Annotated in this window: 24 protein-coding genes, 1 tRNA gene and 1 riboswitch; of the genes, 6 read left to right on the top strand and 19 right to left on the bottom strand. The window is 38.0% G+C overall.

Annotated elements, in window-relative coordinates; genetic code table 11:
- Window positions 1-2: 2 nt before the first annotated feature.
- Window positions 3-1,952, top strand: a complete 1,950-nt coding sequence (locus tag GGQ92_RS12670) for an aconitate hydratase (protein ID WP_184249505.1) — start codon at window positions 3-5, stop codon at window positions 1,950-1,952.
- Window positions 1,952-2,122, top strand: a complete 171-nt coding sequence (locus tag GGQ92_RS12665) for a hypothetical protein (RefSeq protein ID WP_184249502.1) — start codon at window positions 1,952-1,954, stop codon at window positions 2,120-2,122. The genes GGQ92_RS12670 and GGQ92_RS12665 overlap by 1 nt, the downstream gene beginning before the upstream one ends.
- A 620-nt stretch (window positions 2,123-2,742) precedes the next feature.
- Here GGQ92_RS12665 and modA read toward each other — a convergent pair.
- The 8 genes from modA to GGQ92_RS12625 all read right to left on the bottom strand — a co-directional run bounded on the left by modA (window position 2,743) and on the right by GGQ92_RS12625 (window position 10,956).
- On the bottom strand, window positions 2,743-3,501 hold the full coding sequence (modA, locus tag GGQ92_RS12660) for a molybdate ABC transporter substrate-binding protein (RefSeq protein WP_184249499.1): 759 nt from the start codon (window positions 3,499-3,501) through the stop codon (window positions 2,743-2,745).
- Between the two features lie 122 nt (window positions 3,502-3,623).
- On the bottom strand, window positions 3,624-4,910 hold the full coding sequence (eno, locus tag GGQ92_RS12655; RefSeq protein ID WP_184249496.1) for a phosphopyruvate hydratase: 1,287 nt from the start codon (window positions 4,908-4,910) through the stop codon (window positions 3,624-3,626).
- Between the two features lie 28 nt (window positions 4,911-4,938).
- Complete coding sequence (gpmI, locus tag GGQ92_RS12650) at window positions 4,939-6,477, bottom strand: 2,3-bisphosphoglycerate-independent phosphoglycerate mutase (protein ID WP_184249493.1); 1,539 nt, start codon at window positions 6,475-6,477, stop codon at window positions 4,939-4,941.
- Window positions 6,474-7,232: a triose-phosphate isomerase gene (tpiA, locus tag GGQ92_RS12645; RefSeq protein WP_184249490.1), complete on the bottom strand. Its 759-nt coding sequence runs from the start codon at window positions 7,230-7,232 to the stop codon at window positions 6,474-6,476. The genes gpmI and tpiA overlap by 4 nt, the downstream gene beginning before the upstream one ends.
- Window positions 7,233-7,250: 18 nt before the next feature.
- Window positions 7,251-8,432: a phosphoglycerate kinase gene (locus tag GGQ92_RS12640; protein WP_184249487.1), complete on the bottom strand. Its 1,182-nt coding sequence runs from the start codon at window positions 8,430-8,432 to the stop codon at window positions 7,251-7,253.
- Between the two features lie 71 nt (window positions 8,433-8,503).
- Window positions 8,504-9,511, bottom strand: a complete 1,008-nt coding sequence (gap, locus tag GGQ92_RS12635) for a type I glyceraldehyde-3-phosphate dehydrogenase (RefSeq protein WP_184249485.1) — start codon at window positions 9,509-9,511, stop codon at window positions 8,504-8,506.
- A 49-nt stretch (window positions 9,512-9,560) separates the two neighbouring features.
- On the bottom strand, window positions 9,561-10,580 hold the full coding sequence (locus GGQ92_RS12630; protein ID WP_281380463.1) for a sugar-binding transcriptional regulator: 1,020 nt from the start codon (window positions 10,578-10,580) through the stop codon (window positions 9,561-9,563).
- Between the two features lie 115 nt (window positions 10,581-10,695).
- The gene (locus tag GGQ92_RS12625) at window positions 10,696-10,956 is read right to left on the bottom strand and encodes a glutaredoxin family protein (RefSeq protein ID WP_184249482.1); all 261 of its coding nucleotides are present in this window, start codon (window positions 10,954-10,956) and stop codon (window positions 10,696-10,698) included.
- Between the two features lie 143 nt (window positions 10,957-11,099).
- Here GGQ92_RS12625 and GGQ92_RS12620 point away from each other — a divergent pair, with 143 nt between their 5' ends.
- Window positions 11,100-12,056 carry an L-lactate dehydrogenase gene (locus GGQ92_RS12620; RefSeq protein WP_425486411.1) on the top strand — a complete coding sequence of 319 codons (957 nt, stop codon included), beginning with the start codon at window positions 11,100-11,102 and terminating at the stop codon, window positions 12,054-12,056.
- A 419-nt stretch (window positions 12,057-12,475) separates the two neighbouring features.
- Here GGQ92_RS12620 and acsA read toward each other — a convergent pair whose 3' ends face one another.
- The 5 genes from acsA to GGQ92_RS12595 all read right to left on the bottom strand — a co-directional run bounded on the left by acsA (window position 12,476) and on the right by GGQ92_RS12595 (window position 18,705).
- Entirely contained in the window at window positions 12,476-14,164 is a 1,689-nt protein-coding gene (acsA, locus tag GGQ92_RS12615; protein WP_184249480.1) for an acetate--CoA ligase, read from the bottom strand.
- 17 nt (window positions 14,165-14,181) lie between these two features.
- A complete protein-coding gene (locus GGQ92_RS12610) occupies window positions 14,182-14,919 on the bottom strand; it encodes an ABC transporter ATP-binding protein (protein ID WP_184249478.1) in 738 nt (245 codons plus the stop codon).
- 14 nt (window positions 14,920-14,933) lie between these two features.
- On the bottom strand, window positions 14,934-15,764 hold the full coding sequence (locus GGQ92_RS12605; protein ID WP_184249475.1) for an ABC transporter permease: 831 nt from the start codon (window positions 15,762-15,764) through the stop codon (window positions 14,934-14,936).
- A gap of 12 nt (window positions 15,765-15,776) precedes the next feature.
- Window positions 15,777-16,784 (bottom strand): aliphatic sulfonate ABC transporter substrate-binding protein, encoded by a 1,008-nt coding sequence (locus tag GGQ92_RS12600; protein WP_184249472.1) that lies wholly within the window; start codon window positions 16,782-16,784, stop codon window positions 15,777-15,779.
- 124 nt (window positions 16,785-16,908) lie between these two features.
- Window positions 16,909-18,705, bottom strand: a complete 1,797-nt coding sequence (locus GGQ92_RS12595) for a PLP-dependent aspartate aminotransferase family protein (RefSeq protein WP_184249470.1) — start codon at window positions 18,703-18,705, stop codon at window positions 16,909-16,911.
- A 172-nt stretch (window positions 18,706-18,877) separates the two neighbouring features.
- Window positions 18,878-18,989: riboswitch (SAM riboswitch) on the bottom strand.
- Window positions 18,990-19,246: 257 nt separating this feature from the next.
- Here GGQ92_RS12595 and GGQ92_RS12590 point away from each other — a divergent pair.
- Both GGQ92_RS12590 and clpP read left to right on the top strand, forming a co-directional pair.
- Window positions 19,247-19,319 (top strand) — tRNA-Arg (locus tag GGQ92_RS12590).
- Window positions 19,320-19,572: 253 nt separating this feature from the next.
- Window positions 19,573-20,169 carry an ATP-dependent Clp endopeptidase proteolytic subunit ClpP gene (gene clpP / locus GGQ92_RS12585; protein WP_184249467.1) on the top strand — a complete coding sequence of 199 codons (597 nt, stop codon included), beginning with the start codon at window positions 19,573-19,575 and terminating at the stop codon, window positions 20,167-20,169.
- A 51-nt stretch (window positions 20,170-20,220) separates the two neighbouring features.
- Here the strand turns inward: clpP and GGQ92_RS12580 are convergent, their stop codons facing one another.
- The 6 genes from GGQ92_RS12580 to GGQ92_RS12555 form a co-directional block, all read right to left on the bottom strand.
- Window positions 20,221-20,472: an HPr family phosphocarrier protein gene (locus GGQ92_RS12580; protein WP_184249464.1), complete on the bottom strand. Its 252-nt coding sequence runs from the start codon at window positions 20,470-20,472 to the stop codon at window positions 20,221-20,223.
- A 134-nt stretch (window positions 20,473-20,606) separates the two neighbouring features.
- Entirely contained in the window at window positions 20,607-21,554 is a 948-nt protein-coding gene (gene whiA, locus GGQ92_RS12575) for a DNA-binding protein WhiA (protein WP_184249461.1), read from the bottom strand.
- Between the two features lie 34 nt (window positions 21,555-21,588).
- Complete coding sequence (locus GGQ92_RS12570) at window positions 21,589-22,548, bottom strand: gluconeogenesis factor YvcK family protein (RefSeq protein WP_184249458.1); 960 nt, start codon at window positions 22,546-22,548, stop codon at window positions 21,589-21,591.
- A 5-nt stretch (window positions 22,549-22,553) separates the two neighbouring features.
- Window positions 22,554-23,435: an RNase adapter RapZ gene (gene rapZ / locus GGQ92_RS12565; protein ID WP_184249456.1), complete on the bottom strand. Its 882-nt coding sequence runs from the start codon at window positions 23,433-23,435 to the stop codon at window positions 22,554-22,556.
- Between the two features lie 333 nt (window positions 23,436-23,768).
- The gene (trxB, locus tag GGQ92_RS12560; RefSeq protein WP_184249453.1) at window positions 23,769-24,713 is read right to left on the bottom strand and encodes a thioredoxin-disulfide reductase; all 945 of its coding nucleotides are present in this window, start codon (window positions 24,711-24,713) and stop codon (window positions 23,769-23,771) included.
- 75 nt (window positions 24,714-24,788) lie between these two features.
- On the bottom strand, window positions 24,789-25,808 hold the full coding sequence (locus GGQ92_RS12555) for a tetratricopeptide repeat protein (protein ID WP_343068829.1): 1,020 nt from the start codon (window positions 25,806-25,808) through the stop codon (window positions 24,789-24,791).
- Window positions 25,809-26,006: 198 nt separating this feature from the next.
- On the opposite strand from GGQ92_RS12555, the gene GGQ92_RS12550 reads away from it, so the two are divergent.
- Window positions 26,007-26,924 carry a ketopantoate reductase family protein gene (locus tag GGQ92_RS12550; RefSeq protein WP_184249447.1) on the top strand — a complete coding sequence of 306 codons (918 nt, stop codon included), beginning with the start codon at window positions 26,007-26,009 and terminating at the stop codon, window positions 26,922-26,924.
- Window positions 26,925-27,000 lie beyond the last annotated feature (76 nt).

Below are 27,000 nucleotides of genomic sequence, written 5' to 3'. Positions count from 1 at the left end.
CCATGAAAAAAAATGTAACTCAAAAATTAATCGAATCCCATTTAGTGCATGGTACACTGCAACCTGGAGAAGAGATTGGATTAAAAATTGATCAAACACTTACACAGGATGCAACAGGTACCATGGTTATGTTAGAACTAGAAGCAATGGATTTAGACCGCGCAAAAACAGAGGTGTCTGCACAATATGTGGATCATAACTTAATTCAAGAAGATTACCGGAATGCGGATGATCATTTGTTTTTACGAAGTGCCGCACAAAAATTCGGTATTTTTTATAGTAGACCTGGTAACGGTGTAAGTCACCCCGTTCATATGCAACGTTTAGCAGTATCAGGGAAAACATTACTCGGCTCAGATAGTCACACATGTGCAAATGGTTCAATGGGGATGCTTGCGATGGGAGCTGGTGGAATCGACGTTGCTATGGCCATTGCAGGTGAACCTTATTATATTAAGATGCCACAAATCATGGGTGTTAAACTTACAGGTAAACTGCAAGACTGGGTTAGTGCTAAAGACGTTATCTTAGAAATGCTTCGCCGGTACGACGTAAAAGGTGGAGTAGGTAAAATAATTGAATATTATGGTCCTGGTCTAAAGCATTTATCCGCAATGGATCGTCATGTAATTGCCAATATGGGTGCGGAATTAGGTGCTACTACAACCGTATTCCCTTCCGATCAAGTAGTAAAAGAGTTTTTAAAAGACCAAAATCGTGAAAAAGATTGGGTCGAACTAACTGCTGATCGAGGAGCTCAATATGATATTGATGTAGAACTGGACTTATCGAAGATTGAACCATTAATCGCTAAACCGTCTAGTCCCGGCAATGTAGTACCAGTTAGTGAGGTCGAGGGCGAACCAATTTATCAGTCGTATATTGGATCTTCTGCTAACCCAGGGTATCGTGACTTTGCAATTGCTGCGGAAATTGTGAAAGGTAAAAGAGTCGCGCCAGGTCTTTCCTTCGATATTAATCCATCATCACGTCAGTTACTCATTCAGCTTAGTCAGGATGGACATATTGCATCCCTACTTTCTGCTGGTGGTAGAATGCATCAAGCAGGCTGTAACGGTTGTATCGGGATGGGACAAGCACCAGCATCAGGAAGAAATAGTTTACGTACGACACCTAGAAACTTTCCTGGTCGATCTGGAACTCGTGAAGATAGTGTCTTCTTATGTAGTCCAGAAACAGCAGCGGCTTCAGCTCTAACAGGCGTCATTACAGATCCTCGTAAATTAGAAATGCCTTATCCTAAGTTGAAAGAGTCTAAACCGATTATCGACGACGCTTTACTTGAAGCACCACTTGAAAACAATCAAGATGTTACATTAGAAAAAGGTCCGAATATAACAGCTATCCCTAATTTTGACCCTATAAAGGATAACTTCGAAGTCCCTGTTTTATTAAAAATGGGAGATAACATCTCGACAGATGAAATCCTTGCAGGTGGGGCAAGAGTCTTGCCGTTCCGTAGTAATATCCAGAGAATAAGCACGTATGCGTTTGAGATTGTAGATGATACCTATTATGAACGAGCAATGAAATCTCGCGATAAGGAAGGACATGCGATTGTTGCAGGCTATAACTATGGCCAAGGTTCAAGTAGAGAACACGCTGCACTAGCTCCTCGCTATTTAGGCTTAAAAGTCGTGTTAGTTAAAGACTTTGCTCGTATACATTTACAAAACTTAATTAACTTCGGTATTGTCCCTATTCGATTCTTAGAGGAAAATGACTATAATAAACTAGAACAAGAAACCATTTTAGTATTTAAGGATTTACGAAATAATTTATTAAAGAAGGAACCGTTTGACATATATATCAAGTCTACAAATGAACCAATAAAAGTCGTTCATGATCTCACGGATCGTCATTTAGAGCTTATTTTAAGAGGTGGAATCATTAACTGGATTAAATATCGTCAAGGGGTGAATAAAGCATAATGGGATCACAAGAAATGCGTTGTAAAGCCTGTGAAGGAACTGGCATGTTACGAGACGACGAAGAGTGGAACTATACGTGTACCGTTTGTAATGGGAATGGTTTCGTGTCTAAGTATGAGCAAAAGAAAGACCATTTAGAAACCGATTTAAACAATCGTTATATGGAATAGTGAAAAACATACTAAGATTAAGGGGTAAAATCATCGACGGATGATTTTACCCACTATTTTATTTTAAGAGTTATAGTGAGAAATGAAAGAAAGCTCGACCACAGCCTACGGGATTGAATCCGAATAAAAAACCGAGCTTCTTCACTTTCATTTTCGAAGGACATTGTGGAGCTGGAAAACAGACAAGCATGATACACATAAATTGGCATAAGTGCATCAACAAAATGTTCGAATAGAAACAATAAGTAACCTGATATCTATCATGAAATGCGTGACTTATCTCGGTTTAAACAAGAGAGTGAGGTTGACATTAAACGCACAAGGAGGTATCTGCATAATGCGATGCAGTTGATAATTATTTTTTTCAATATATAGCGAACTAGTAAAAAAATGAGATATAAATTACGTAGCCAAAACACGTAGACTCCTGCAGGAAAAGCAACAGCTGAAAATCCATTACAAAAGTTCAATTGAACTTTTGTAATTAGTTGAGGCGTTGCCTGCGGAAAGCGAAGTGTTTTAGCGAAGTAATTATAAAAAGTGCACAAAACGAACTGATTCTATCGAATCGTTCGTTTTGTACCATGATTAAATACTTTTGTTCTAGACTCGCTAAAGTTTTATTCTGTTATAAATCCATATTCCTCAAGTACTTCTTGACCTTTTTCAGATAAAAACCATTCTTTTAATTCAAGGACTTTTTCATTATCCTTCGCTTCTTCACTAATCGCTAACATGTAAGGAATTGTAAGTTGCTCGTCCATTTCTACATACGGATATTGATAAAAACGTGCATCTGAACCATAGACAAAACCAATTTCTGCATCTCCCCCATTGACCTGATCAAAAGCCTTAGGAGCACTCTCCGCAAAAATCAATTGTTCCTGCTCTTCCCAGTCATCCCATAGGTTTTTATTTATTAATAAATCTTTCGTATATGACCCCAACGTGACAGCCTCTGGATCAGCTACGGAAATAAAGCGGACTCTTTCATCAAGGTTGTCAAAGTCACAATTTACCCCAGCATCATTATAATAATTAATACAAACGATATCATTGTATGTAAATTGTTGTACGGAACCCTCGCTTAAATGCCCTGATTTCAACAATTCATCAATATCTGCTTGACTAGGCGTTAAAAATAAGTCAAAAGGTCCTTCATCCTTCACATCCTCAATGAGCTGTGCAGACGTTCTTAAATGTAATATAAGCTTTATTTGAAATTCATCTTCTAGTTCTTTTTCTATGTTTGTAAGCATATTACTCAGGCTAGATGATGCATATAATTTCACTTCTTGTTTTTGCGATTCATCATTACTACAAGCAGTAAAAAGTAGCAAGCAGAGAGCAATTACAGTATATGTTTTCCAGTACTTCAATGTTAGTTCTCCCCTTCTATTCAACGTAGCTTCTTTCAAATTTACTTATTCAGTATAACATTTTTAACACAAAAAAGGTATGCACACAAGCTAGTGGCATACCTTTCGTATAATGCTTACTATTATTTATTTAAGTTGTAGAATGCAGCTTTTCCAGCATATTCAGCTGTTTCCCCTAATTCTTCTTCGATACGTAATAGTTGATTGTATTTCGCAACGCGGTCTGTACGAGACGGTGCACCAGTCTTGATTTGACCAGCATTCGTAGCTACTGCAATATCAGCAATTGTAGCATCTTCTGTTTCACCAGAACGGTGCGAGATAACTGCTGTATATCCTGCACGATTTGCCATTTCAATTGCTTCAAACGTTTCTGTAAGTGTACCGATTTGGTTCACTTTTACAAGGATAGAGTTACCTACACCTTTTTCAATACCGTCCGCTAGACGCTCTGTATTTGTAACGAATAAGTCATCACCTACAAGCTGTACACGGTCGCCAATACGGTCTGTTAATAGCTTGTGGCCATCCCAGTCGTTTTCATCTAGACCATCTTCGATAGAGATAATTGGATATTTGTTAACCATTTCTTCATACCAGTCAACCATTTCTGCAGCAGTACGTACAACACCTTCACCTTTCAAGTTGTACTTACCATCTTCGTAAAACTCAGAAGATGCTACGTCCATTGCAAGTTTAACTTCTTCACCTGGCTTATAACCAGCTGCTTCGATCGCTTCAATAATAGTAGATAAAGCTTCTTCGTTAGATTTTAGGTTAGGTGCAAATCCACCTTCATCACCTACAGATGTGTTATGTCCTTTAGAGCTAAGAACATTTTTCAAGCTGTGGAAGATTTCTGTACCCATACGAAGTGCTTCACGGAATGTTTCAGCACCTACAGGCATAATCATGAATTCTTGAATGTCCACGTTGTTGTCAGCGTGCTCTCCACCATTAAGGATGTTCATCATTGGTGTAGGTAATACTTTAGAGTTAAATCCTCCAAGATACTGATACAATGGTAGACCTAAATAATCTGCCGCTGCGTGTGCTGCTGCCATCGAAACACCAAGAATAGCGTTAGCTCCTAATTTAGCTTTGTTGTCTGTTCCATCTAATTCAACTAGAATTTGATCGATAACAACTTGACGAGTTACGTCGATACCGATTAGTTCAGGTGCAATAACTTCGTTCACGTTTTGAACTGCTTTAAGCACACCTTTACCTAAATAACGCTCTTTGTCTCCGTCACGAAGTTCTACTGCTTCATATTCACCAGTAGAAGCACCACTTGGAACTAATGCAGAACCGAAACCACCGGATTCTGTGTAAATTTCTACCTCTACTGTTGGGTTACCACGTGAATCTAATACTTCACGAGCAAGCATGTCTGTAATGTATGGCATAATTAATACTCTCCTTTTATACGTAAAATTATTTTTTAATCAGGCTTGTGCCTGTCATTTCTTCAGGTTTTTCTACTTGTAACATATCGAGTAACGTTGGTGCTAAATCAGCTAAAATCCCACCGTCTCGTAGTTCTGCTCCAGCTCTTGTAACAATTACTGGGACAGGATTTGTCGTATGAGCTGTCATCGGTCTACCGTCGGGTGTAATCACTTCATCAGAATTTCCATGATCTGCTGTGATAATGGCTTCTCCGCCTTTTTCTAGAATCTTATCTACAACTTTACCGAGACATTCATCAACTGCTTCAATTGCTTTAATTGTAGGCTCCAGCATTCCTGAATGACCAACCATATCAGGGTTAGCGAAGTTTAGAATAATAGCATTATGTTCGTCTTTATCTAATTCAGCTAACAATGCATCTGTTACTTCGTATGCACTCATTTCTGGCTTTAAATCATACGTAGCTACTTTTGGAGAATCAATCAACACACGAGTCTCTCCCGGAAACTCTTGTTCACGTCCCCCACTCATAAAGAACGTAACGTGTGGATATTTTTCTGTCTCTGCAATTCGTAACTGTTTTAAATTATTTTGTGCTAACACTTCACCAACTGTGTTATCTAGGTTTGTTGGCTCATATGCAACTACGCCGTCTACAGTTTCACTAAACAATGTTAAACAGACAAAGTAAATGTCTTTCGGTGATTTCTCTCCACGGTCAAAATCACGAAAGTCTTCATTCGCAAACGTTCTTGCGATTTGTATTGCACGGTCTGGACGGAAATTACAGAATACAATAGAATCTTCATCTTGAACCGTTGCAATAGGATTACCACTCGCGTCAGTCATGACGGATGGAAGCACAAATTCATCATAAATTTCATTTGCATAAGAATCTTCCACAACATCCATTGGATCCGTGTATTTAGGTCCTTCTCCATAAACCATCGCATCATAAGACTTCTTAACACGATCCCAACGCTTATCGCGGTCCATGGAGTAATATCTTCCAGATAGTGTGGCAATTTTCCCTACGCCATATTCATTCATTTTATTATTTAGTTCTCTTAGATAAGTAGCTGCTGATTTTTGTCCAACATCTCTACCATCTAAAAATCCATGAAGGTATACTTCTTTTAAGCCATAGTCTGCAGCAAGCTTCAATGTAGCGAAAATGTGTTCAATATGGCTATGAACACCGCCATCAGAAAGTAAACCAAAGATATGTAGGGCTTTATTCTTTTCTTTGGCACGTTTAATAGCATTAATGATTACTTCGTTTTGGAAAAACTCACCGTTTTTAATTGATAAGTTAACACGTGTTAAGCTTTGGTATACAATCCGACCTGCTCCAATATTTAAGTGACCTACTTCTGAGTTACCCATTTGTCCTTCTGGAAGGCCAACCGCTTCCCCACTTGCTGTTAATTGATTGTGTGGGAAAGAGTTCCAGTAACGGTCGAAGTTCGGCGTATTTGCTTGCTGTACAGCATTCCCCATTTTTTCATCACGGAGAGCAAAACCATCTAAGATGATTAGAGCAGCTAATTTCTTATTTGTCATTTTGTACCTGCCTCCACAAGTTGCACGAATGAGTCTGCTTCTAAGCTTGCACCACCAACTAACGCTCCATCAATATCAGATTGCGCTAATAATTCATCTACATTAGAAGGTTTTACACTTCCACCGTATTGAATACGAAGTGCTTCACTTGCAGCTTCAGAAACGGATGCAGCTACAGTTTTACGAATATGTGTACAAACTTCATTTGCCTGTTCTGAGGTAGCTGTTTTACCAGTACCGATTGCCCAAATAGGCTCATATGCAACGATTGATTGTTTCACTTGCTCTTCACTTAATCCAGCAAGAGCAGCTTTCACCTGGTCTTCTACGATAGTCATTGTTTCATTTGCTTCTCTTTGTTCTAATGTTTCACCTACACAAATAATTGGAACAAGTCCATGCTTAAATGCAGCATGTGCTTTTTTATTCACTGTTTCATCTGTTTCAGCAAACATCTCGCGTCGTTCTGAATGTCCAAGGACTACGTAAGTAACGCCAATATCTTTTAGCATTTCCGGACTTACTTCACCAGTATAAGCACCATTATCTTCGAAATGCATATTTTGTGCGGCGATTCGTACGTCAGTATTTTTAGCTTTTTCTACTAAAGTTGTTAAATAAGGAAATGGAGCACAAACAACGGATTCCACTTTATCGTTAGAAGGCACACGATCTTTTACATCTTCCACAAACTGAACAGCTTCTCCCATTAGTTTGTTCATTTTCCAGTTTCCTGCAATTACGTTTTTACGCATGAATAACTCCCCTTTCATTTATTTGTCTGTTAATGCTGATACACCAGGAAGATCTTTACCTTCCATAAACTCTAAGGAAGCTCCACCACCAGTAGAGATATGGCTCATCTTATCTGCTAAACCGAATTTTTCTACTGCCGCTGCGGAGTCACCACCGCCAATAACAGAGTATCCATTTGAGTCTGCAAGAGCTTCTCCAACTGCTTTCGTACCATTTGCAAAAACATTTAATTCAAATACACCCATTGGTCCATTCCAAATAATTAATTTGGAATCCGCTATTATTTTAGCATATTTTTCGCGTGTTTTTGGTCCAATATCTAATGCTTCCAAATCAGCTGGAATTTCTTCAATAGAAACAACTTTTGTGTTCGCATCTTCAGAAAAATCGTCTGCAACGATGACGTCTTCAGGCATAACGAACTGAACACCTTTTTCTTTTGCCTTTTCCATATATTCTTTTGCTAATTCGATTTTATCTTCTTCTAGTAGTGATTTCCCAATCTCATGTCCGAGTGCTTTTACAAATGTATAAGCTAAACCTCCACCGATAATTAAGTTATCCACTTTATCTAAAAGGTTATCAATAACACCGATTTTATCTTTTACTTTTGCTCCACCAATGATAGCTGTGAATGGTCTTTCTGGGTTAGAAAGAGCCTTACCTAATACTTCTAGCTCTTTTTCTAATAAGAATCCTGCAGCAGAAGTTACATGTTCTGCAATACCTGCAGTGGACGCATGCGCGCGGTGTGCCGCTCCAAACGCATCATTCACAAAATAATCAGCAATATTAGCAAATTCTTTTGCTAATGCAGGGTCGTTTTTTGTTTCTCCAGCTTCGAAACGTACGTTTTCAATTAAAACAATATCTCCATCATTCATGTTACCTACTGCTTCGTTTACTTCAGCACCATAAACTTGGTCTGTTTTGGTTACTTCTTTATTTAAAAGCTCGCTTAGACGTTGTGCAACCGGATCAAGGCGTAGTTCTTCAACCACTTCTCCACCTGGACGGCCTAAGTGGCTCGCTAAGATTACTTTTGCACCTTGTTCAGATAAGTATTGAATCGTTGGTAGTGCTGCTTGAATACGGGTTTCATCTGTAATGTTACCATCTTTCATTGGCACGTTAAAATCAACGCGACAAAAGACTCTTTTGCCTTTCACATCTAGATCTTTAATCGTAAGCTTATTCATCTATGACGCCTCCTTGACATATGCTTAAAATGGAAATGGGAGGAGGACATATCCCCCTCCCTAAATATTTCTTATAGTCCTTTTTCGTTTAGGTAGATAGCTAAGTCAACACAACGGGAAGAATAACCCATTTCGTTATCATACCAAGAAACTACTTTTACCATGTTACCTTCCATTACCATTGTAGAAAGAGCATCAATAGTAGAAGAATGAGTATCTCCAACGTAATCTGCAGATACTAAAGGCTCTTCAGAGTAACCAAGAATTCCTTTTAGGTTTCCTTCTGCAGCTTCTTTGAATGCATTGTTTACTTCATCTACAGTAACGTCTTTATCTAGCTCAGCAACTAAGTCTACAAGTGAACCGTCTGGAGTAGGAACACGCATAGCCATACCGTTTAATTTACCTTCTAATTCAGGTAATACAAGAGATACCGCTTTTGCAGCTCCTGTTGTAGTAGGAATAATGTTTTCTGCTGCTGCACGAGCACGACGGTAATCTTTATGAGGTAAATCAAGAATTTGCTGATCGTTCGTGTAAGAGTGAACAGTTGTCATCATTCCACGCTTAACGCCAAATTTGTCGTTAAGTACTTTAGCAAATGGTGCTAAGCAGTTCGTTGTACAAGATGCGTTTGAGATAACATCATGACTTGCTGGATCGTATTTGTCTTCGTTAACACCCATAACTACAGTAATATCTTCATCTGTTGCAGGTGCAGAGATGATTACTTTTTTCGCGCCAGCTTCTAAGTGTTTTGCAGCTGCGTCACGTTTAGTGAAAATACCTGTAGATTCAATAACAACCTGTACTCCAAGGTCACCCCATGTTAAGTTAGCAGGATCACGCTCAGAAAGTACTTGAATTTCTTTTCCGCCTACAACTAGGTTGTTTCCATTAACAGAAACCTCCTCTTCTAATTTGCCATGAACAGAGTCATATTTAAGCAAATGTGCAAGCATATTCGCATCTGTTAAATCATTAACAGCCACTACTTCTACTTCGTTATTTTTTAGCGCTTGACGGAAAACGTTACGGCCGATACGACCAAATCCATTGATACCTATTTTTACTGCCATGCTATATTCCTCCTTAGATTATAAAACTTATATATTTAAAGGGTGTTATTTATCCCTTTAATAACTCTTCTGCAGTTTCCTCATCTGTAATAAGGACGTTACTCATGCCTTGTCGGAGATAAGAACGAATGGCTTTTGCCTTCGATTTACCTCCAGCTATCGCGATGACATATTTAGGATGTGTCAAATCTTCTAATTGCATTCCTACTGTTCGCACCTTGTGAACGACTTCGCCTTCTTCATCGAGATAGTAACCAAAAGCTTCACTTACTGCATGTTCCTTTTTGAGCTTTTCAATTACTCGTTCAGGAGCTTTACGTCGTTTAGCCATCGTAATTGCATCACCAATTCCATGTAAGACGATATCTGCTTTACGTATTGTCTCTAGTGTATCTTTAATGGCTGGTTCTTCAATAATCGAATAATAGGTTTCTTCACTTAGTGGATCTGGCACATAAAGCATACGATAATTACCATTTGCTTTTTTTGCCATCTCTGCACAAATTGTATTCGCCTGGTTTTCTACTTGCTCACCAAGCCCCCCACGAGCTGGGACAAATGTACAATTTTCTGCGTGCTCGACTCTTTTCATATGCTTCGCTACGAGCGCCATCGTGGTTCCACCTGTTATAGCTACGGTTTGATTAGCAGTTAATATACCTTTTAGAAATTGGACACATGCTATTCCTAAATCTTCTTTAATAGATAGCTGATTATCACTGTTACCTGGGACGATAATTACATGTTCTAAATGTAATCTTTCCTTAATTTGAGATTCTAAAACATGAAAGCTGGAAATTCCATTAATGAAATTGGCCAATTTGTCTACGATGTTACTTCCTTCTACAGTTAAGGACATTCCTTTTGCTGTTACATGCAAGAATCCTTGTCTGTTCAGGAAGTCTATTTCACTTCGTATAAGACGTTCCTTCATGTTCATGTGATCTGCTAAACTTCTTCGGCCTATAGGCTCCATCATCTTTATGTAATGCATGATGCGGTAACGGCGTTCCATAACTGCTAACAGATCTGGGAACAACTTTTCTTGTAGATCAATTAATTCCTTCAATCGGAAACGCTCCTTTAGTTACTGGGAATATTTTGTCCCTCCTAGTCACTTTTCGTCCCACTTAGAACAAAAAAATATGTCCCTGTAATTATTTTATCAAAACAATCGACATGTCTCAACTATTTTCTGATAATTTATTATTTCGCAAAAAATTTTCCACAACAAAATAGTCGATATTTCCTTCGTCAACAACGTGATTCCGATACTCTAGAACAGGGATTGAAAGATGATATTTTTCTAATAACTCTTCATCAGTATAAATATCTTTTTCCCTATATTCAAAAAGATATTCGTTCTTTAATAAATCGAGGACCACTTTCGCATCCTCACATAGCGAGCAATTTTCTTTCATATACAAAACGAATTCCACAATCATCCGCCTATCCTCATTTTACTTCTATCTTAAATCACAATTAAAAATATATCGAATATTTTGTACCGAAAATGGATTGTTAATAGGTTCTTATTGCCAAATAGTGTATAGTATTAGGTAAATAATCTTAACTAGGGGGAATTAAAGTGAAAGAGACAAAACTTAGAAAAGTAGTTATCATCGGCACAGGCTTTGTTGGTACAAGCTATGCCTATGCATTACTCAATCAAGGCTTGGTTAATGAATTAGTGCTCATTGATGTAAATAAAGATAAAGCAGAAGGTGAGGCTTTCGATTTAAACCATGGTATGGCTTTTGGTGCACCAATGAAAATCAAAGCTGGTGATTATTATGATTGCCATAATGCTGACCTTGTTGTAATTACTGCAGGCGCAAATCAAAAGCCTGGTGAAACTCGCTTAGATCTTGTCACAAAGAACGCCAAGATTTTCAAAGAGATTGTTACCCAAGTAATGGCTTCGAAATTTAATGGTATTTTCCTCGTTGCAACAAATCCCGTTGACATCATGACATATATTACACAAAAAGTTTCTGGACTACCGAAGGAGCGTGTAATTGGTACTGGAACAATACTGGATACAGCAAGATTCCGTTACCTGCTTGGAGAGTATTTTCATATCGATATCCGTAATGTTCATGGATATATTATCGGGGAACACGGAGATTCAGAATTACCTGTATGGAGTCATACTCAAGTAGGAGCAATTCCTATGGACAGATATGCTGGAATGAAGGACATTGCGAACCATCCAGATATGAAACATATCGTGGAGCGTGTTAAAAATGCAGCATATGAAATAATTGATCGTAAAGGGGCTACTTATTATGGAATCGGGCTAGGAATGGTTCGTTTAACTCGTGCCATTTTGAATAATGAAAACTCCATACTAACTGTTTCCGCCTCACTAGAAGGTCAATATGCTACAGACGATATCTATATCGGTGTTCCAGCAATTATAAACGAGGAAGGAATACGAGAGATTATCGAACTCCCTTTAAACAAGCTGGAGCAAGAGAAATTTAACGAGTCTGCTGCGATTATAAAAGAAATGACTAATACCGCTTTAGAAGCGATTGAATAAGTATTGTGGTTAGCGGGTTTAAAATCGGATTGTATTCCACTAAGATTGGATTGAGGAATTTAAGATTTGATAACCTGTTGCCAACACGCGATTTCTCCATGTAACATCAGATAGTGGCAAGCCAATGTTGGATTCTCCATTTTAATATCGGATTACATATGCTCAATATTAGATACTCAATATTAGTAATAGGTTCAAGTAGTTTATCCGATTTTGATAGGTACTTATCTAATGTTGAAACAACATATCTCATATTAACTAGAGTTATCTAATCTTTGTAAGTAGTTATCTAATATTAAGGAGAGTTATCCGATTTTGATGCACATGTATCTAATGTTGATGCGTTCTTCATCAATAAAATGCCCATAAAGTAAGAAAATCCGAGCGTTTCACTGGAAACGTCCGGATTTTCTTCTTCATTACTCCGTATTTTCTTGCCTTTGTATTTCTAATCTTTTCAGTTCTCGTCGAAGTATTTTACCGCTTATTTTTGTTTTTGGAAGTTCTGCCATTACTTCTAGTTCACGAGGAGCTGAATGTGCAGCAAGCTCATTTCGTACAAATAGTCGAATTTCCTCTAGAAGCTGCTCGGACTCTTCATATCCTTCTTGCAAGGTAATAAAAGCTTTTACGATCTCTCCACGAATGGCATCAGGTTTTCCTATTACGCCTGCTTCTCGGACTGCTGGATGTTCGATCAATTTACTTTCGACCTCAAACGGGCCGATTTGTTCACCAGCAGATTGTATCATATCATCATCTCTACCTTGGAAAAACACGTAGCCTTCCTCGTCCTGATAAGCTAAATCACCAGATACATACCATCCATCGTACGGAAAATAAGAATCGTATTTCTCCTTATTCCCCCAGATTTCCTGCATGATACCAGGCCAAGGTGCTTTTATTGCTAGTTGACCTAGTTCTCCTCGAGGCAATTCATTACCATTCGTATCTAATATACCAACCTGAATCCCGGGGAATGGTCTTCCCATTGAACCCGGTTTAATTGGAGCAGACGGGAAATTAACAATTAAATGTCCGCCTGTTTCTGTCATCCACCATGTATCATGAATACGTACTCGCCAATTTTCCCATGCCCAGTGAATAACTTCTGGATTTAAAGGTTCGCCAACACTTAATATATGTCGGAGAGAAGAAAGATTATATTCCTTGTGTAAATCTCCTTTTGACACAAGCATACGAAAGGCTGTTGGAGCACTATACCATATTGTTACTTGGAACGTTTCAATAATTTTATACCAGTCTTCCGCAAGAAAACGCCCACCATGAATGACAACTGTTGCACGATTAAGTAATGGTGCAAATAATCCATAGACACTACCTGTTACCCAGCCAGGATGGGATGTACACCAGTAAACATCTTCATCATGAATATCTAAAACATATTTCCCTGTAATAGCATGATGTTTAATCGCTCGATTAGCATGGAGTACCCCTTTTGGTTTACCAGTAGATCCGCTTGTATAATGAATCAGAAATCCATCTTCCTCATCCATCCATTCTGTAACAGATGCTTTAATATCGGATGGAGAAAATTGAATTTTTTCGATATCTTCAACTAGCAAAATTGTCTCTAAACAAGGAAGTTCTGAAGTTGGCACTCTTTTACTTAATGTTTCATCTGAGATTAAGAGACTTCCTTGGCAGTCTTCTACTCTATCCTTGATAGCGTCTTCCATAAATGCTTCAAATAATGGGACAGCAATCGCACCTACTTTAATGGCAGCAAATATCGCTACATAACATTCCACACTTTTTGGAAGAAAGATAAATACTCGATCACCTTTTTGCACATTATAATGTTGTTTCAACACACGTGCGTAGTGATTCACTTTTTCTTGTAAATCTTTATACGTGTAGGACTCTGTTTCCTCATCCGAAATATAATGGATAGCAATTTTATCGCCATACCCTTCATCAACATGTCGATCAATCGCTTCATACGCGGCGTTAATTTTCCCAGCTTTTTTCCCCGAGAGAAGCTTCGTCGCTTCTTCCCACTGGAACGATGAATAGAGCTCTTCGTAATTCTCTAAATGATGCTTACCTGGTAGTGCTGGGAGTATGTTATCTATCAATGATGTCATAGTAAACCTCTCCTCTCTCAATAAACGGACTGTTTATTTAAATCTAGAGCCGTTAGAATATCTGATTTCAATTGCGCTAATTGTTCACTTCCACGATTTCGAGGTCGCGCTTCTTCTACTTTTAATTCTTCTACAATTTCACCTGGTTGGCCTCTTAAAATAACAACACGATCACATAAATAAAGTGCTTCATCAATGTCATGGGTAACTAAAATCATCGTTGTATGATACTTCTTCCATACATCTAACAAGAAATCTTGTAACTGCATTTTTGTAAAAGCATCAAGTGCACTAAAAGGTTCATCTAATAATAAAATTTCAGGGGAAGTGACGAGAGATCGTGCAATAGCCACACGTTGAGCCATACCACCAGATAACTCTTTCGGATAAAGGTTTTCTTTTCCTGCCAATCCTACGCTTTGAAGAATGTGGTTTGCTTTATCTAGTTTTTCTGCTCGTTTTCCTTCTAAACCGAACATGACATTTTCCAACACATTTAACCATGGTAATAAACGAGGTTCTTGAAAAATGAATCCTGTTTCTTCATTCACTTGTTTAGATGTTTTCTCATTTATTTCAATAACCCCATCATAACCAGTATCTAGACCAGAAATCGTACGTAAAAGTGTACTCTTTCCACAGCCACTTGTACCGAGTAGGCCAACAATTTCCCCTTTTTCGACCTTTAAGTGAACATCCTTCACCGCAGCCACCCCATCAAAGGATCGACTAACTTTATTTAAAACGAGTGTCATTTTTTCACCACTTTCTAATCCTGAATGCGATCTTGCCATTGAAGCGATCGTTGTTCTAGTAATTTTAATAACCAATCTGTTAGCTTTCCGATAAGTGCAAATAATATAATACTTGCTAAAATAACATCTGGCTGTGACATATTTTGACCAAACGTTAATAGAAATCCTAAACCTTGACTCGCTCCCATTAATTCAGCAGCTACAACAAACATCCAGCCAAGACCTAACCCACTTCGTAACCCTACTAAAAAAGAAGGAAGCGAAGCTGGTAATATAATTCTTCTAATTAACTGAAAGGTCGATAAGCCATACATTTTTCCTACCTCTATTAGCTTACGATCCACTCCATGAATCCCGCTAACAATGTTTAAATAGACAGGGAAAAATACACCGACAGCAATCATTGTAATTTTGGACGGTTCACCAATCCCCATCCATAAAATAAATAACGGAACCCAAGCTAGCGATGGAATCGAGCGAAAAGCCTGGATTAGTGGATCAAAAAGCCTTTCCGCTCGTTGATAAAACCCAATAAAACTTCCCAATACTACGGCTATACCAGTACCGATAAGAAAGCCTGCGAATACACGATAAGTAGTAACACCAATGTGGGACCATAACGTGCCATCCAGACCCATCTCATAAATCGTATTAAGAATTGTAGTAGGAGCTGGTAACTGATACGAAGGAAAGACTCCGATTCTACTCAATAGCTCCCATACAGTTATTAATAGAATGGGAATGATGCTCCCTATTAAAATCGTATTTAATTTTTCTATAACTACTTTATTTTTTCTGAATATTCCGACTTTTTTGTTTGTAATTTCTGCCTCAATTTTAGCCATTCGTCTCTCTCCCTATTGTCCTCCAATAACTTCTTCGGAGAATTTCGGTTCTATTAAGTTATTTGCCGTTTCCTCCACGTCTACATCATCATTAAGTACGTCTGCCTCTTGAAGCACTCGACCAGCTTCTTTAATAGATTCTAAATGTACGTCTCCTGGGATAGCATTAGAAAAATCATTTCTCTCCATCTGAATTTTCGCTACTTCTAAATCGATGCCCGCCTCTTCAGCTAAAAGTTCTGCTGCTTCTTCAGGGTTATCTAGTACCCACTGTCTTGCTTTTTCGTATAATTCAATAATTCTTTTCACATGTTCCGGGTGCTTCTCCGCAAATTCTTCTCTTACATTCAGAAAACCATACGTATTAAAATCGATATTTCTAAAAAATAACGGTGTATTATTCTCTACTTCATATTTCGCCATATGTGGATCAAGTCCTGACCAAGCGTCTACATCTCCGTTCACTAACGCTGTCGCTCCGTCTGCATGCTGGAGATTTGTTACCGTAATGTCATTTACACTAAGACCTTCTTCAGCTAGTGCACGCACTAAGAAAATATATGGATCTGTACCTAGTGTCGCTGCAACTTGTTTACCTTTTAAGTCCGCAACCGTCTTAATATCACTATCTTCTGTTGTTACTAGTGCCGTCCACTCTGGTTTTGAGTAGATATAGACATTTTGAATTGGAGCTCCATTTGCTTTAGAAATAAGTGCTGCGGCTCCAGCTGTTGAACCGAAATCGACACTATTACTGTTTAAATACTCCAATGCTTTGTTACTTCCTTGACTTAATGTCCAAACAACTTCTGTTCCCTCTTCTTCATACGCTTCTTCTACCCAACCGAATTTCTTTAGCACTAGACTTGTAGGTGAATAATAAGCATAATCTAAACGAATTTCTGATAATTCCTCTTCCGCACTCGTTTCAGTGCCACATCCTGCAGTAAAAATAATAATAATTCCTAGTAATAAAATAACGATAAAACTACGCCAGTCAATTAAAGGTATTCTTTCCATTATATTGTCCTCCTTGAAATTAATTACTTCTATATGTATAGAGATAGCGGGAAGCCTTTCCTACTTTTTAAAAAGGTTTTACTGTACTCCCCGCCTAATCTCTGCTGTGTTAATTTGTTAAAGTTTAGATTTCACAAGCGTATGTTGTAATTGTTCCACGTAAACGTTGTGCTTCTTTATAAGTACAACGGTTGTGTACAACTTGTAAGCCTGCTTCTCTAGCTACTCTTTCTGCTTCTGGAGAAATTACACCTTCTTGTAACCAGAACACTTTTGGATTTACTTCGATTGCTTCTTTTGCTACTTCTATCGCAGCTTCTGGACTTCTAAACACTTGAACAATATCGATTGGTTCTGGAACACTCTTTAAATCCGGATACGCTTTTTCTCCTAGAATCTCCGTTTCTCTCGGATTAACTGGAATAATCTTATAACCTAATCGTTGCATTTTTCTTGCTAATCGATAACTCGGACGTGCTTCTTTTCCACTTAATCCAACAATAGCTAATGTTTTAGGGCGGGTTGTTTCGTTTCCATCCTCAACTACTCGCTCAACTGACGAGTTAAGAGCCCAACGAATGACTCCTTCGTCGTTTACAACTGTTTCGCCAGTTTCGCCTATTCCCGTTGCTTTCGCTAATGCTTGATCTAAGTCATTTCGAATATCGCGTAAGGATTCAATACCTACAGATAGGCGTACTAATTCTTCTGATACTCCTTGCTCTTCTAGCTGCTCTTTTGTCAATTGCTGATGTGTAGTAGAGCCTGGATGGATAATTAGTGATTTAGCGTCCCCTACGTTTGCAACATGGGACCATAGTGACACATTATTAATCAATTGTTTTCCAGCTTCTCTTCCACCTTTAATTCCAAAAATAATGATGGAACCTGAAAACCCATTTTGGAAGTTTTTCTTCGCTAAATCGTGTGTTGGATGATCTTCTAGTCCAGGATACGTTACCCATTCTACTGCCTCATGGTTTGCTAAATACTCAGCAAGCTCTTGAGCGTTTTTGTTATGGCGCTCCATTCGTACATGCAATGTCTCTAACCCTTGTAATAACTGAAACGCATTAAATGGACTTAACGATGCACCGAAGTCACGTAATAGTTGAACACGTACTTTTGTAATGAATGCTAATGTCCCGAAGTCTACAGCATAGCGAATTCCATTGTAACTCGGGTCAGGTTCTGTAAATGTTGGAAACTTTCCATTATTCCAATTAAAACGTCCCCCATCTACAATTACACCACCGATAGATGTACCATGACCACCAATCCATTTTGTCGCTGAGTGAACAACAATGTCTGCGCCTAGTTGAATTGGTTTACAGCCATAAGGAGTTGCAAACGTGTTATCAATAATAAGCGGAACTCCTGCTTCATGGGCAATTTCTGAAACTTTTTCTACATCTAATACTTGTAGGCCTGGATTACCGATAATTTCTCCGAATATCGCTTTTGTATTTTCTGTTATCGCGGCACGGAAGTTTTCGGGTTCAGTAGGATCCACAAATTTCACATTAATTCCGTAACGTGGCAATGTTACAGCGAACAAATTATACGTTCCACCGTAAAGGTTTGTTCCTGCGATGATTTCATCCCCAGCACTTGCCACATTCAAGATTGATAGTGTGATAGCTGACATACCTGAAGAGGTTCCTACTGCAGCGACACCATCTTCTAATAAAGCCATTCTTTTCTCAAAAACATCTACTGTTGGGTTACCGATACGTGAATAAATATTACCCGGTTCATCTAACGCAAATAATCTTTCTGCGTGCTCTGTATCATGGAATACAAATGAAGTAGATTGATAGATTGGCACAGCTCGCGAACCCGTTGTTGGATCTGGCGCTTGACCTCCGTGTACATTTAATGTCTCTAAATCATATGTGCTATTTTTGAATTCTTCTGACATTTTTTTCTCCCCCTGTTGTATTAGTAAGTTATTCACAAGCCAATTTTTTAGGCTGTATCCGTTTGCTAAGTTTGATCGGCTCATACAAGAAAATTTAAAAACTTTCGCCAAACAAAAAATCTCCCTATCTGTGTAAGATAGAGAGACATACTTATATGTAAAAGTGTGCTCTCTCTCATCTCTCCAGACATTTGTCTAGTGGAATTGGCACCTGTATTAAGCACGATTGCTTAATGGTTGCCGAGGTTTCATAGGGCCAGTCCCTCCACCTCTCTTGATAAGAAAGAAAATCATTCCTAGCTATTCACTTGTATTTAAAACGTTATATTCACTGTATCATTGCACTATTAGAATGTCAACAATATTTTTAAAAAGTGTATGAGAATTGTTTTTTATGAGTAGGCTCCTTCAAATAAATCTCTTAGCTAGCATGCTATAGTTGCATATTCACCCTTCGAAAAGCGGTACACTCTTCAACGACAAAATGGAATGAAGTTTGAATTTATATTATTGTTACGCTATAATAGAGCATGTCGTTTATGCGCCCGTAGCTCAGGGGATAGAGCAATGGTTTCCGGTACCATGAGTCGGGGGTTCGAATCCCTCCGGGCGTGTTTATATTTTTCTCCTACACAACGAGCTCCTCGACATACAGACTCCACTCCTAGATAAAATAGTTACCACCCTTTGAACATCTTACATAAAAAAGACATTCCTTTCTTTTAACAACATATACATATTACGTGTTTAAAAACAGACCGAATTGGGAACGATGTCTCTAGATAATCATATCGTTTGACCTTTATTGACCATTTAGTTAAGATAAGATTTACAGAGGTTAACCAATAGAGAAGGAGGATTTTTTATATGAATTTAATTCCAACAGTTATTGAACAAACAAATCGTGGAGAACGTGCTTATGATATTTATTCCCGATTATTAAAAGATCGTATTATTATGCTTGGTAGCGCAATTGATGATAATGTAGCGAATAGCATTGTTGCACAATTACTATTCTTAGCTGCAGAAGATCCAGATAAGGATATCTCATTATATATTAACTCTCCAGGTGGATCGATTACGGCTGGAATGGCTATCTATGATACGATGCAATTTATTAAGCCAAATGTTTCAACTATTTGTATTGGTATGGCTGCTTCCATGGGAGCATTTTTATTAGCTGCTGGTGAGCCTGGTAAGCGTTATGCGTTACCGAATAGTGAAGTAATGATTCACCAACCATTAGGTGGAACTCAAGGTCAAGCTTCAGATATTCAAATTCATGCAAATCGAATTATCGAGATGCGTAAAAAATTAAACACGATTCTTTCTGAAAGAACTGGACAACCATACGAAGTAATTGAGCGAGATACAGATCGTGATAACTTTATGCCAGCTGACAAAGCGAAAGAATACGGTCTAATTGATCAAGTAATGGAAAAGAAACCAAAAGATTTAAATTAATATCCTATTCAAAAAATGTACCCCGAACATCTTGGGGTACATTTTTAATATTCATTCACCTGATACAAACCGGGCTAACTCCTCTATTGCTTGAACTTCGTCAGGCCCATTTGCTATAAGGGTCACTTCCGTTCCTTTTACTAATGCCAGACTCATTAACCCCATAATACTCTTTGCATTTATCCGTCTATTTTCTACCTCAATAAAAATTTCTGATACGAATGCATTTGCCTTTTGAACAAATTGTGCAGCTGGACGAGCTTGCAATCCAGGTTCCACTTGAATCATAAGGGATTTCTTCATTTTTACTAACCTCCTCCCGTTTAGAAAGCGCTATCATTTGTACATACTAATAGAAAGGCTGCTTCCTGTTCGAGGTGTTGAGTTAATCTTTTCTACTAAACGAAAGCAACCTTCTGACTTAATTAATATATGCATTATCTCACTGGTTCATACTCTTTCCTTAATTGATCAGCAAATTGATCTATCTTCTTTAAACGATGATTAATCCCTGACTTACTGATTTTCCCGCCACTTACCATCTCACCAAGTTCTTTCAAGGTAACATCTTGATGCTCGAGTCTCAGCATCGCGATTTCTCTTAGTTTCTCAGGTAAAGCATCTAGCCCTACCGTTTGATTAATGAACCGAATATTTTCAACTTGACGAAATGCAGCACTAATCGTCTTATTTAAATTAGCTGTTTCGCAATTCACAAGTCGATTTACTGAGTTACGCATATCGCGGACAATACGAACATCCTCAAATTTAAACAGTGCTTGGTGTGCACCAATATAATTCAGAAACTCTGTAATCTTCTCCGCCTCTTTTATATACGTGATATAGCCTTTTTTTCGTTCCAAAACCTTTGCACGTAATTCATAATCATTCAATAAATCACACAATGCTTGATTATGTTCTTCACTTGAGTTATAAATTTCTAGATGATAAGAGGATGTTTCGGGATTGTTAACTGATCCCCCCGCTAAAAATGCTCCTCGTAAATAGGCACGTCTACAGCACTGTTTTTCCAAGATAGTAGGTGAAATAGTCCGAATAATTTGAAAAGGATCTTTAATCATTTCCAAATCAAGCAACATCTTACGAGCACTATCTGTCATTCGAACGATATAAACATTATTTTTCTTTAATTTCATTTTTTTACGTACGAGTAACTCTACAGGATAACCATAAACTGCCTTAATTAGCGTATAAATTCTACGCGCAATTGCTGCATTTTCGGTCTGTATATCTAGTGTATGATGATTTCTAGAAAAAGAAATAGAACCGTTCATTCGGACCATCGCTGTTAACTCCGCACGTTGGCAACATGCTTCATTTTCTATAGTTGTTAATTCTTTTTTTATTTCAGATGCAAATGACACTTTCTCTCCCCCCTCCTAGCTTTATTCGATATTGTTACTTATCTAATAACGATAGAAGTACATCCGCTACTTTATGCGTATCATGGCGCAAGGAATTATTCTGTTCAACAACAATGTCTTCTTCAATAACTTCTAAATTCATACTCTTCAAACGTTCTATATCATATCGTACTGGTTCTGCATTTTCCTCTGCGTACACTAACTTCACTTCTGGATCGATCGTCTTATTATGTACAACTACAGCTTGTAAGCAATCTTCCCCGATATGATCAATAATTGCTTGAACGTGATCTGAAGCGGTATAGTAACTCGTTTCTCCAGCTTGAGTCATCACATTACATACATAAACAACTTTTGCCTTCGTTGTTTTTAAAGCATCAACGATTTGAGGTACGATTAAATTCGGCAAAATACTTGTATATAAGCTACCCGGCGAAATCACAACTAAGTCTGCTTCAAGCACTGCGTTCACTGCTTCCGGGAGAGGGAAAACTGGGTTAGGCTTAAGAAATACACGCTTAATTCTCTTTCCTTTTTGAGGAATTTGAGATTCACCAACTCCGATATCTCCATCTTCATATTCAGCATGTAAAAACATATCCTGATTCGCAATCGGATAAATATTACCTTTCACGTTCAATACGCGCGAAATTTCTTTAATACCTGTATAAAAGTCACCTGTTACGGATGTCATGGCTGCTAATAATAAATTTCCCATCGAGTGTCCAGATAGTCCGTTACCTTTAACGAACCGATGCTGAAACAATTCCATCAGCATCGGCTCAACATCTGATAATGCAGCAATCACATTTCGAATATCTCCTGGAGCAGGCATATGCATTTCGCTACGAAGCCTTCCTGAACTTCCTCCATCATCGGCTACGGTAACAATCGCAGACAAATCAATTGGTTTTTCCTTTAACCCTCGTAGAATTACTGGCATCCCTGTTCCGCCGCCGATAACCACTACTTTTTTTTCGTTCGATTGCGTCATATGCTTTATTCCTTTCGCTTATCGATATCTCGATGAGTAACATGTGTCACATAATTTTTTTGAAAATGCTTTGCTAGGTATTCTGCAAGTGCCACAGAACGATGTTGTCCACCTGTACAACCTATTGCAATTACTAATTGACTCTTACCTTCACGCTTATACTGAGGTAGCATGAAACGTAATAGATCGGTAATTTTCTCTAAAAACTTCTGTGTATCCGACCATTTAAAAACATAGGAGGACACGTCAGGGTTCAATCCTGTTAAAGGTTGAAGTTGGTCAACATAATGAGGATTCGGAAGGAAACGCACATCAAAAACTAGATCTGCATCAATCGGAATTCCGTACTTAAAACCGAAAGAAACGGTGTGAACAGAAAAGACTTCTTGATCCTGTTTTCCATAACGATCAACAATTTTTTCTCTCAATACTTTCGGCTTCAAATCAGACGTGTCGATAAAGTGCTGCGCTCTACCACGTAATTCATCTAATATCCTTCTTTCCGCACGAATCCCTTCAAGTGGAAGGCCTTCCTGTGCTAAAGGATGCGATCGTCTTGACTCTTTATATCGAGACACGAGAACACTGTCATTTGCATCTAGAAATAGAATATGCTCTTCCAACCAGTCCTCTTGTGCTAATCTGTCCAATGCTTCAAATAATGTGTCGAAAAATTCCCGTCCTCGTAAATCCATAACGAGTGCAACTTTCTGAATAGTGTTGGAAGCATCTTTCATTAATTCTAAAAACTTAGGTAGGAGTGCTGGTGGTAGGTTGTCCACACAATAATAACCTAAATCTTCGAAACTCTGGACAGCTACAGTTTTTCCTGCACCTGACATTCCAGTAATAATCACCAATTTAATTTCTTCTGATTTACGCTCCATATAAGCACTCCTTTCAAAATCTATCTTAACTCATTATATGATACGTAACTTTTTCCTATACTATTATTATACACTTTATCAACACTTGCGACCACCTCTTTGCTGAGAATAGACAAAACCGACTGGAGTTAATTTTTGGTTATTCACAGGAAAACGAATGGTGTTTAAAAAATGCAAAAAAATAGGTATAGGTGCAATACCTATACCTCAAGTCCTTGTATATTAAAAAAGGGGGTCAATTAGTTAACTATATTGTACCCTATATATATTTCGTCCGTGTTACAACCACGTTAATTTCTATTAACGTTAGATGTCGAATTGATTACATTACAATTAATTGCTAACTTCTTCTTTCATGTTTTCGATGAAGTGTTGAGCAGATTGTGCTGCAATACTACCGTCTCCTGTAGCTGTTACAATTTGACGTAGTTCTTTCTCACGAATATCACCAGCGGCAAAAATTCCTGGCACACTTGTTTCCATGTTTTCATTAGTTGGAATATACCCTTCTTCGTTCGTAATTCCAAGACTCTTAAATGGTTCACTTAATGGAACCATACCAATATATACAAACACGCCGTCTGTCTCAAATTCATACTCTTCATTCGTTTTCTTGTCTAGTAATGTAACACTGCCAACTTTACCGTCTTTGCTATTCACTTCTTTAACAATCGTGTCCCATATAAATTCTACTTTATCGTTTTTAAAGGCACGGTCTTGTAAAATTTTCTGAGCACGCAACTCATCTCGACGGTGAATAATCGTTACTTTACTAGCAAAACGTGTCAGGTAAACTCCTTCTTCAACCGCAGAGTCTCCCCCACCTACCACAACAAGTTCTCTTTCTTTAAAGAAAGCACCATCACAAACTGCACAATAGGATACTCCACGTCCACCAAGCTCTTCTTCACCTGGAATTCCAAGCTTTTTATATTGCGCACCAGTTGCAATAATAAGCGTTCTTGTTTTATATTCTTTCGATCCTGCAATAACCGTTTTATATTCTTTACCATCGATTACTTCTTTAATATCTCCATATGCATATTCAGCACCAAATTTCTTCGCATGGTCGAACATTTTGTTGGAGAGATCCGGACCTAAAATATGATCATATCCAGGGTAGTTTTCTACATCCTCTGTGTTCGCAACTTGACCACCTGGAATACCACGTTCCAACATTAATGTATCTAAATTAGCACGAGAAGCATATACAGCTGCAGTCATACCTGCAGGCCCCGCGCCAGCAATAATTACGTCATAAATTTTTTCTTCTGCCATACGTAACATCCTTTCACTTTCTCATTCGTTTATAATTATTATCCTACGCATTGCTTGAGAGGTCTAATATTCTGCTCATTTTGTCTGGTTGACGATATCCGTCCACGGTGGTAAATCTTGCTTTAAAACATGTCGGTGTTGTCGACAGCCTTCTTTCCATAGCTCCTGAGCCAAATCTTGCTTATTAAGGATATAGGCGGTCATACTATACCACTTATAAAAAGAAGGATGACCTTTTACTTGAGATTTTCGCAGGACTTTAAATCTATTCCATGCTTCTTCGTACGACCCTGCCTGTGCAAAAGTAATGGCCATTTTTAATTTTTGTTGTTCTACGAGCGGGTAAATATTTTGTAGCATATTTAAATAATCTGTCATTTCCTTTATATTCTGCTCATATTTATGAAAAATAACTAAATTCATTAAACTGTATAATGATTTAGGGTTTTCAATAAAATGATTTGTTTCTAATTCAATAGCACGTTGTCTATCGCCATGGAAGAACAGAGCATAACGATACTCATGATGTGCTTGTATAAAATCCGGATAAAGAGCAATCATTTCTTCTAATAGAACTAATGCTTCTTCCCATTCCTGTCTTTCCAGATGATAAAAAACACTTTCCTGATAAATGAGAAGGTCATCCTCCTCGTCCATCATCCAATCTTCTTCCTCATCCTCTATTTCTGTAAAATCAAGTATATCCAGCAAATCTTCGGCATCTTCTGAAAAGTCCCCATCTGGTGCTTTTTCGAGGTAAAGGGTAGCATATTTTACGGCATCTTGAAGTAATCCTAAGTGCGCATAATTGTTAGCAAGCAAATAATAGCAATCTACGTAATGGTCACCATCATTGGATAGGACTCTTGTTAGTAACTGATTTGCTAAGTGATAGGCACCTGTTTCTGTATGAACTACGGATGCTTGGCACATATACAATGGATTTTTAGGATTCTCCTCCATCGCCTTATGCAACCATTTTAAAGAAAGGTCGAATTTTCTCTTTTTGAAGGCTTCTATGCCTTTTGAGAAATAAAAATCACCTTCTGGAATAAAGGGAATAATTTTATTCTCGCGTTGATTCTGTTTTGACACCAAATTATTCTCCTTCCTTGTAACGAATACTCCCTTAGTAATTACACTATATTTTTTATATCTAATATTGTCGATAGCTTCATTTTCCCTATAACTCATGCATTATACCATACTTTCAGCGCGAGAAATACCCCTATTTTGTTTTGCTTAAAAACGATGTAGAAAAGATGTATGATGAAGTGGGAGGTGTCATAGACAATGAAGATAGTAATTGTAGGAGCAGGAGCTGTTGGAGGCTATTTCGGAACGAGACTCCATGAAGCTGGGGCAAATGTTACATTTTTAGTTCGAGAGAGAAGAGCAAAGCAATTAAAACATAACGGATTACATATTGAAAGTGTAAAGGGTAACACAACTTGGGAACAACCAAGCTATATTACAAATCCTAAAGAAATAAACAATGTAGACTTGGTTATACTTGCTACGAAAGGATATCATCTAGAAGATTCCATCGAAAATTGGATCGGTCTGATTGGTGATCAAACATTCCTATTACCTTTATTAAATGGTGTACGACATTATCACGTGCTTACTAAATTAGTCGGACAAGAAAAAGTAATCGGAGGATTAGCTAACATTGTTGCGACATTAAACGATATCGGCCATATTGTTCATACAAGTAAAGTTGATTTAATGACCTTCGGAGCATTACATAAACGGCAAGAACAAATTTGTCAGCATTTAGCAGAGTGGACAAGTAAAGCAAATATGCAGTTTACGCATACGGATACGGTTACAGAGGCTATTTGGAATAAGTATATGTTTATTACTGCTTTTTCGGGTGTGACTACTGCCTCAGACGTTACAACTGGGCCAATCCGTCAAGAGCAAGCGACGAAGGGTATATTTATTCAATTACTTCAAGAGATGAAATCCATCGCAAATGCAGAAGGAGTGTCTCTAACCGACGAGCATATTGATCGTGCATGGGAGACAATGGAGGTTCTACCAAAAGATTCAACTTCATCCATGCATCAAGATTTCCGTAAAGGTTTACCGATTGAGTTGGACCACTTACAAGGATATGCATTAGATTTAGCAAACAAACATCAACTGGAAGTACCTGTTCTTCAAACCATATACGGAATCATCAAAGCAAAAAGCTCCGATGCTTAGAATAAAGAATAACTAGGAAATAGATATTAATAAACTAAAACTTCCAAAAAAAGTGCCGAGTCAAAATACTCTGCTT

This window comes from Gracilibacillus halotolerans, assembly GCF_014206945.1.
Classification (GTDB): domain Bacteria; phylum Bacillota; class Bacilli; order Bacillales; family Amphibacillaceae; genus Gracilibacillus; species Gracilibacillus halotolerans.
This window is presented reverse-complemented; position numbering and strand designations above follow the sequence as displayed.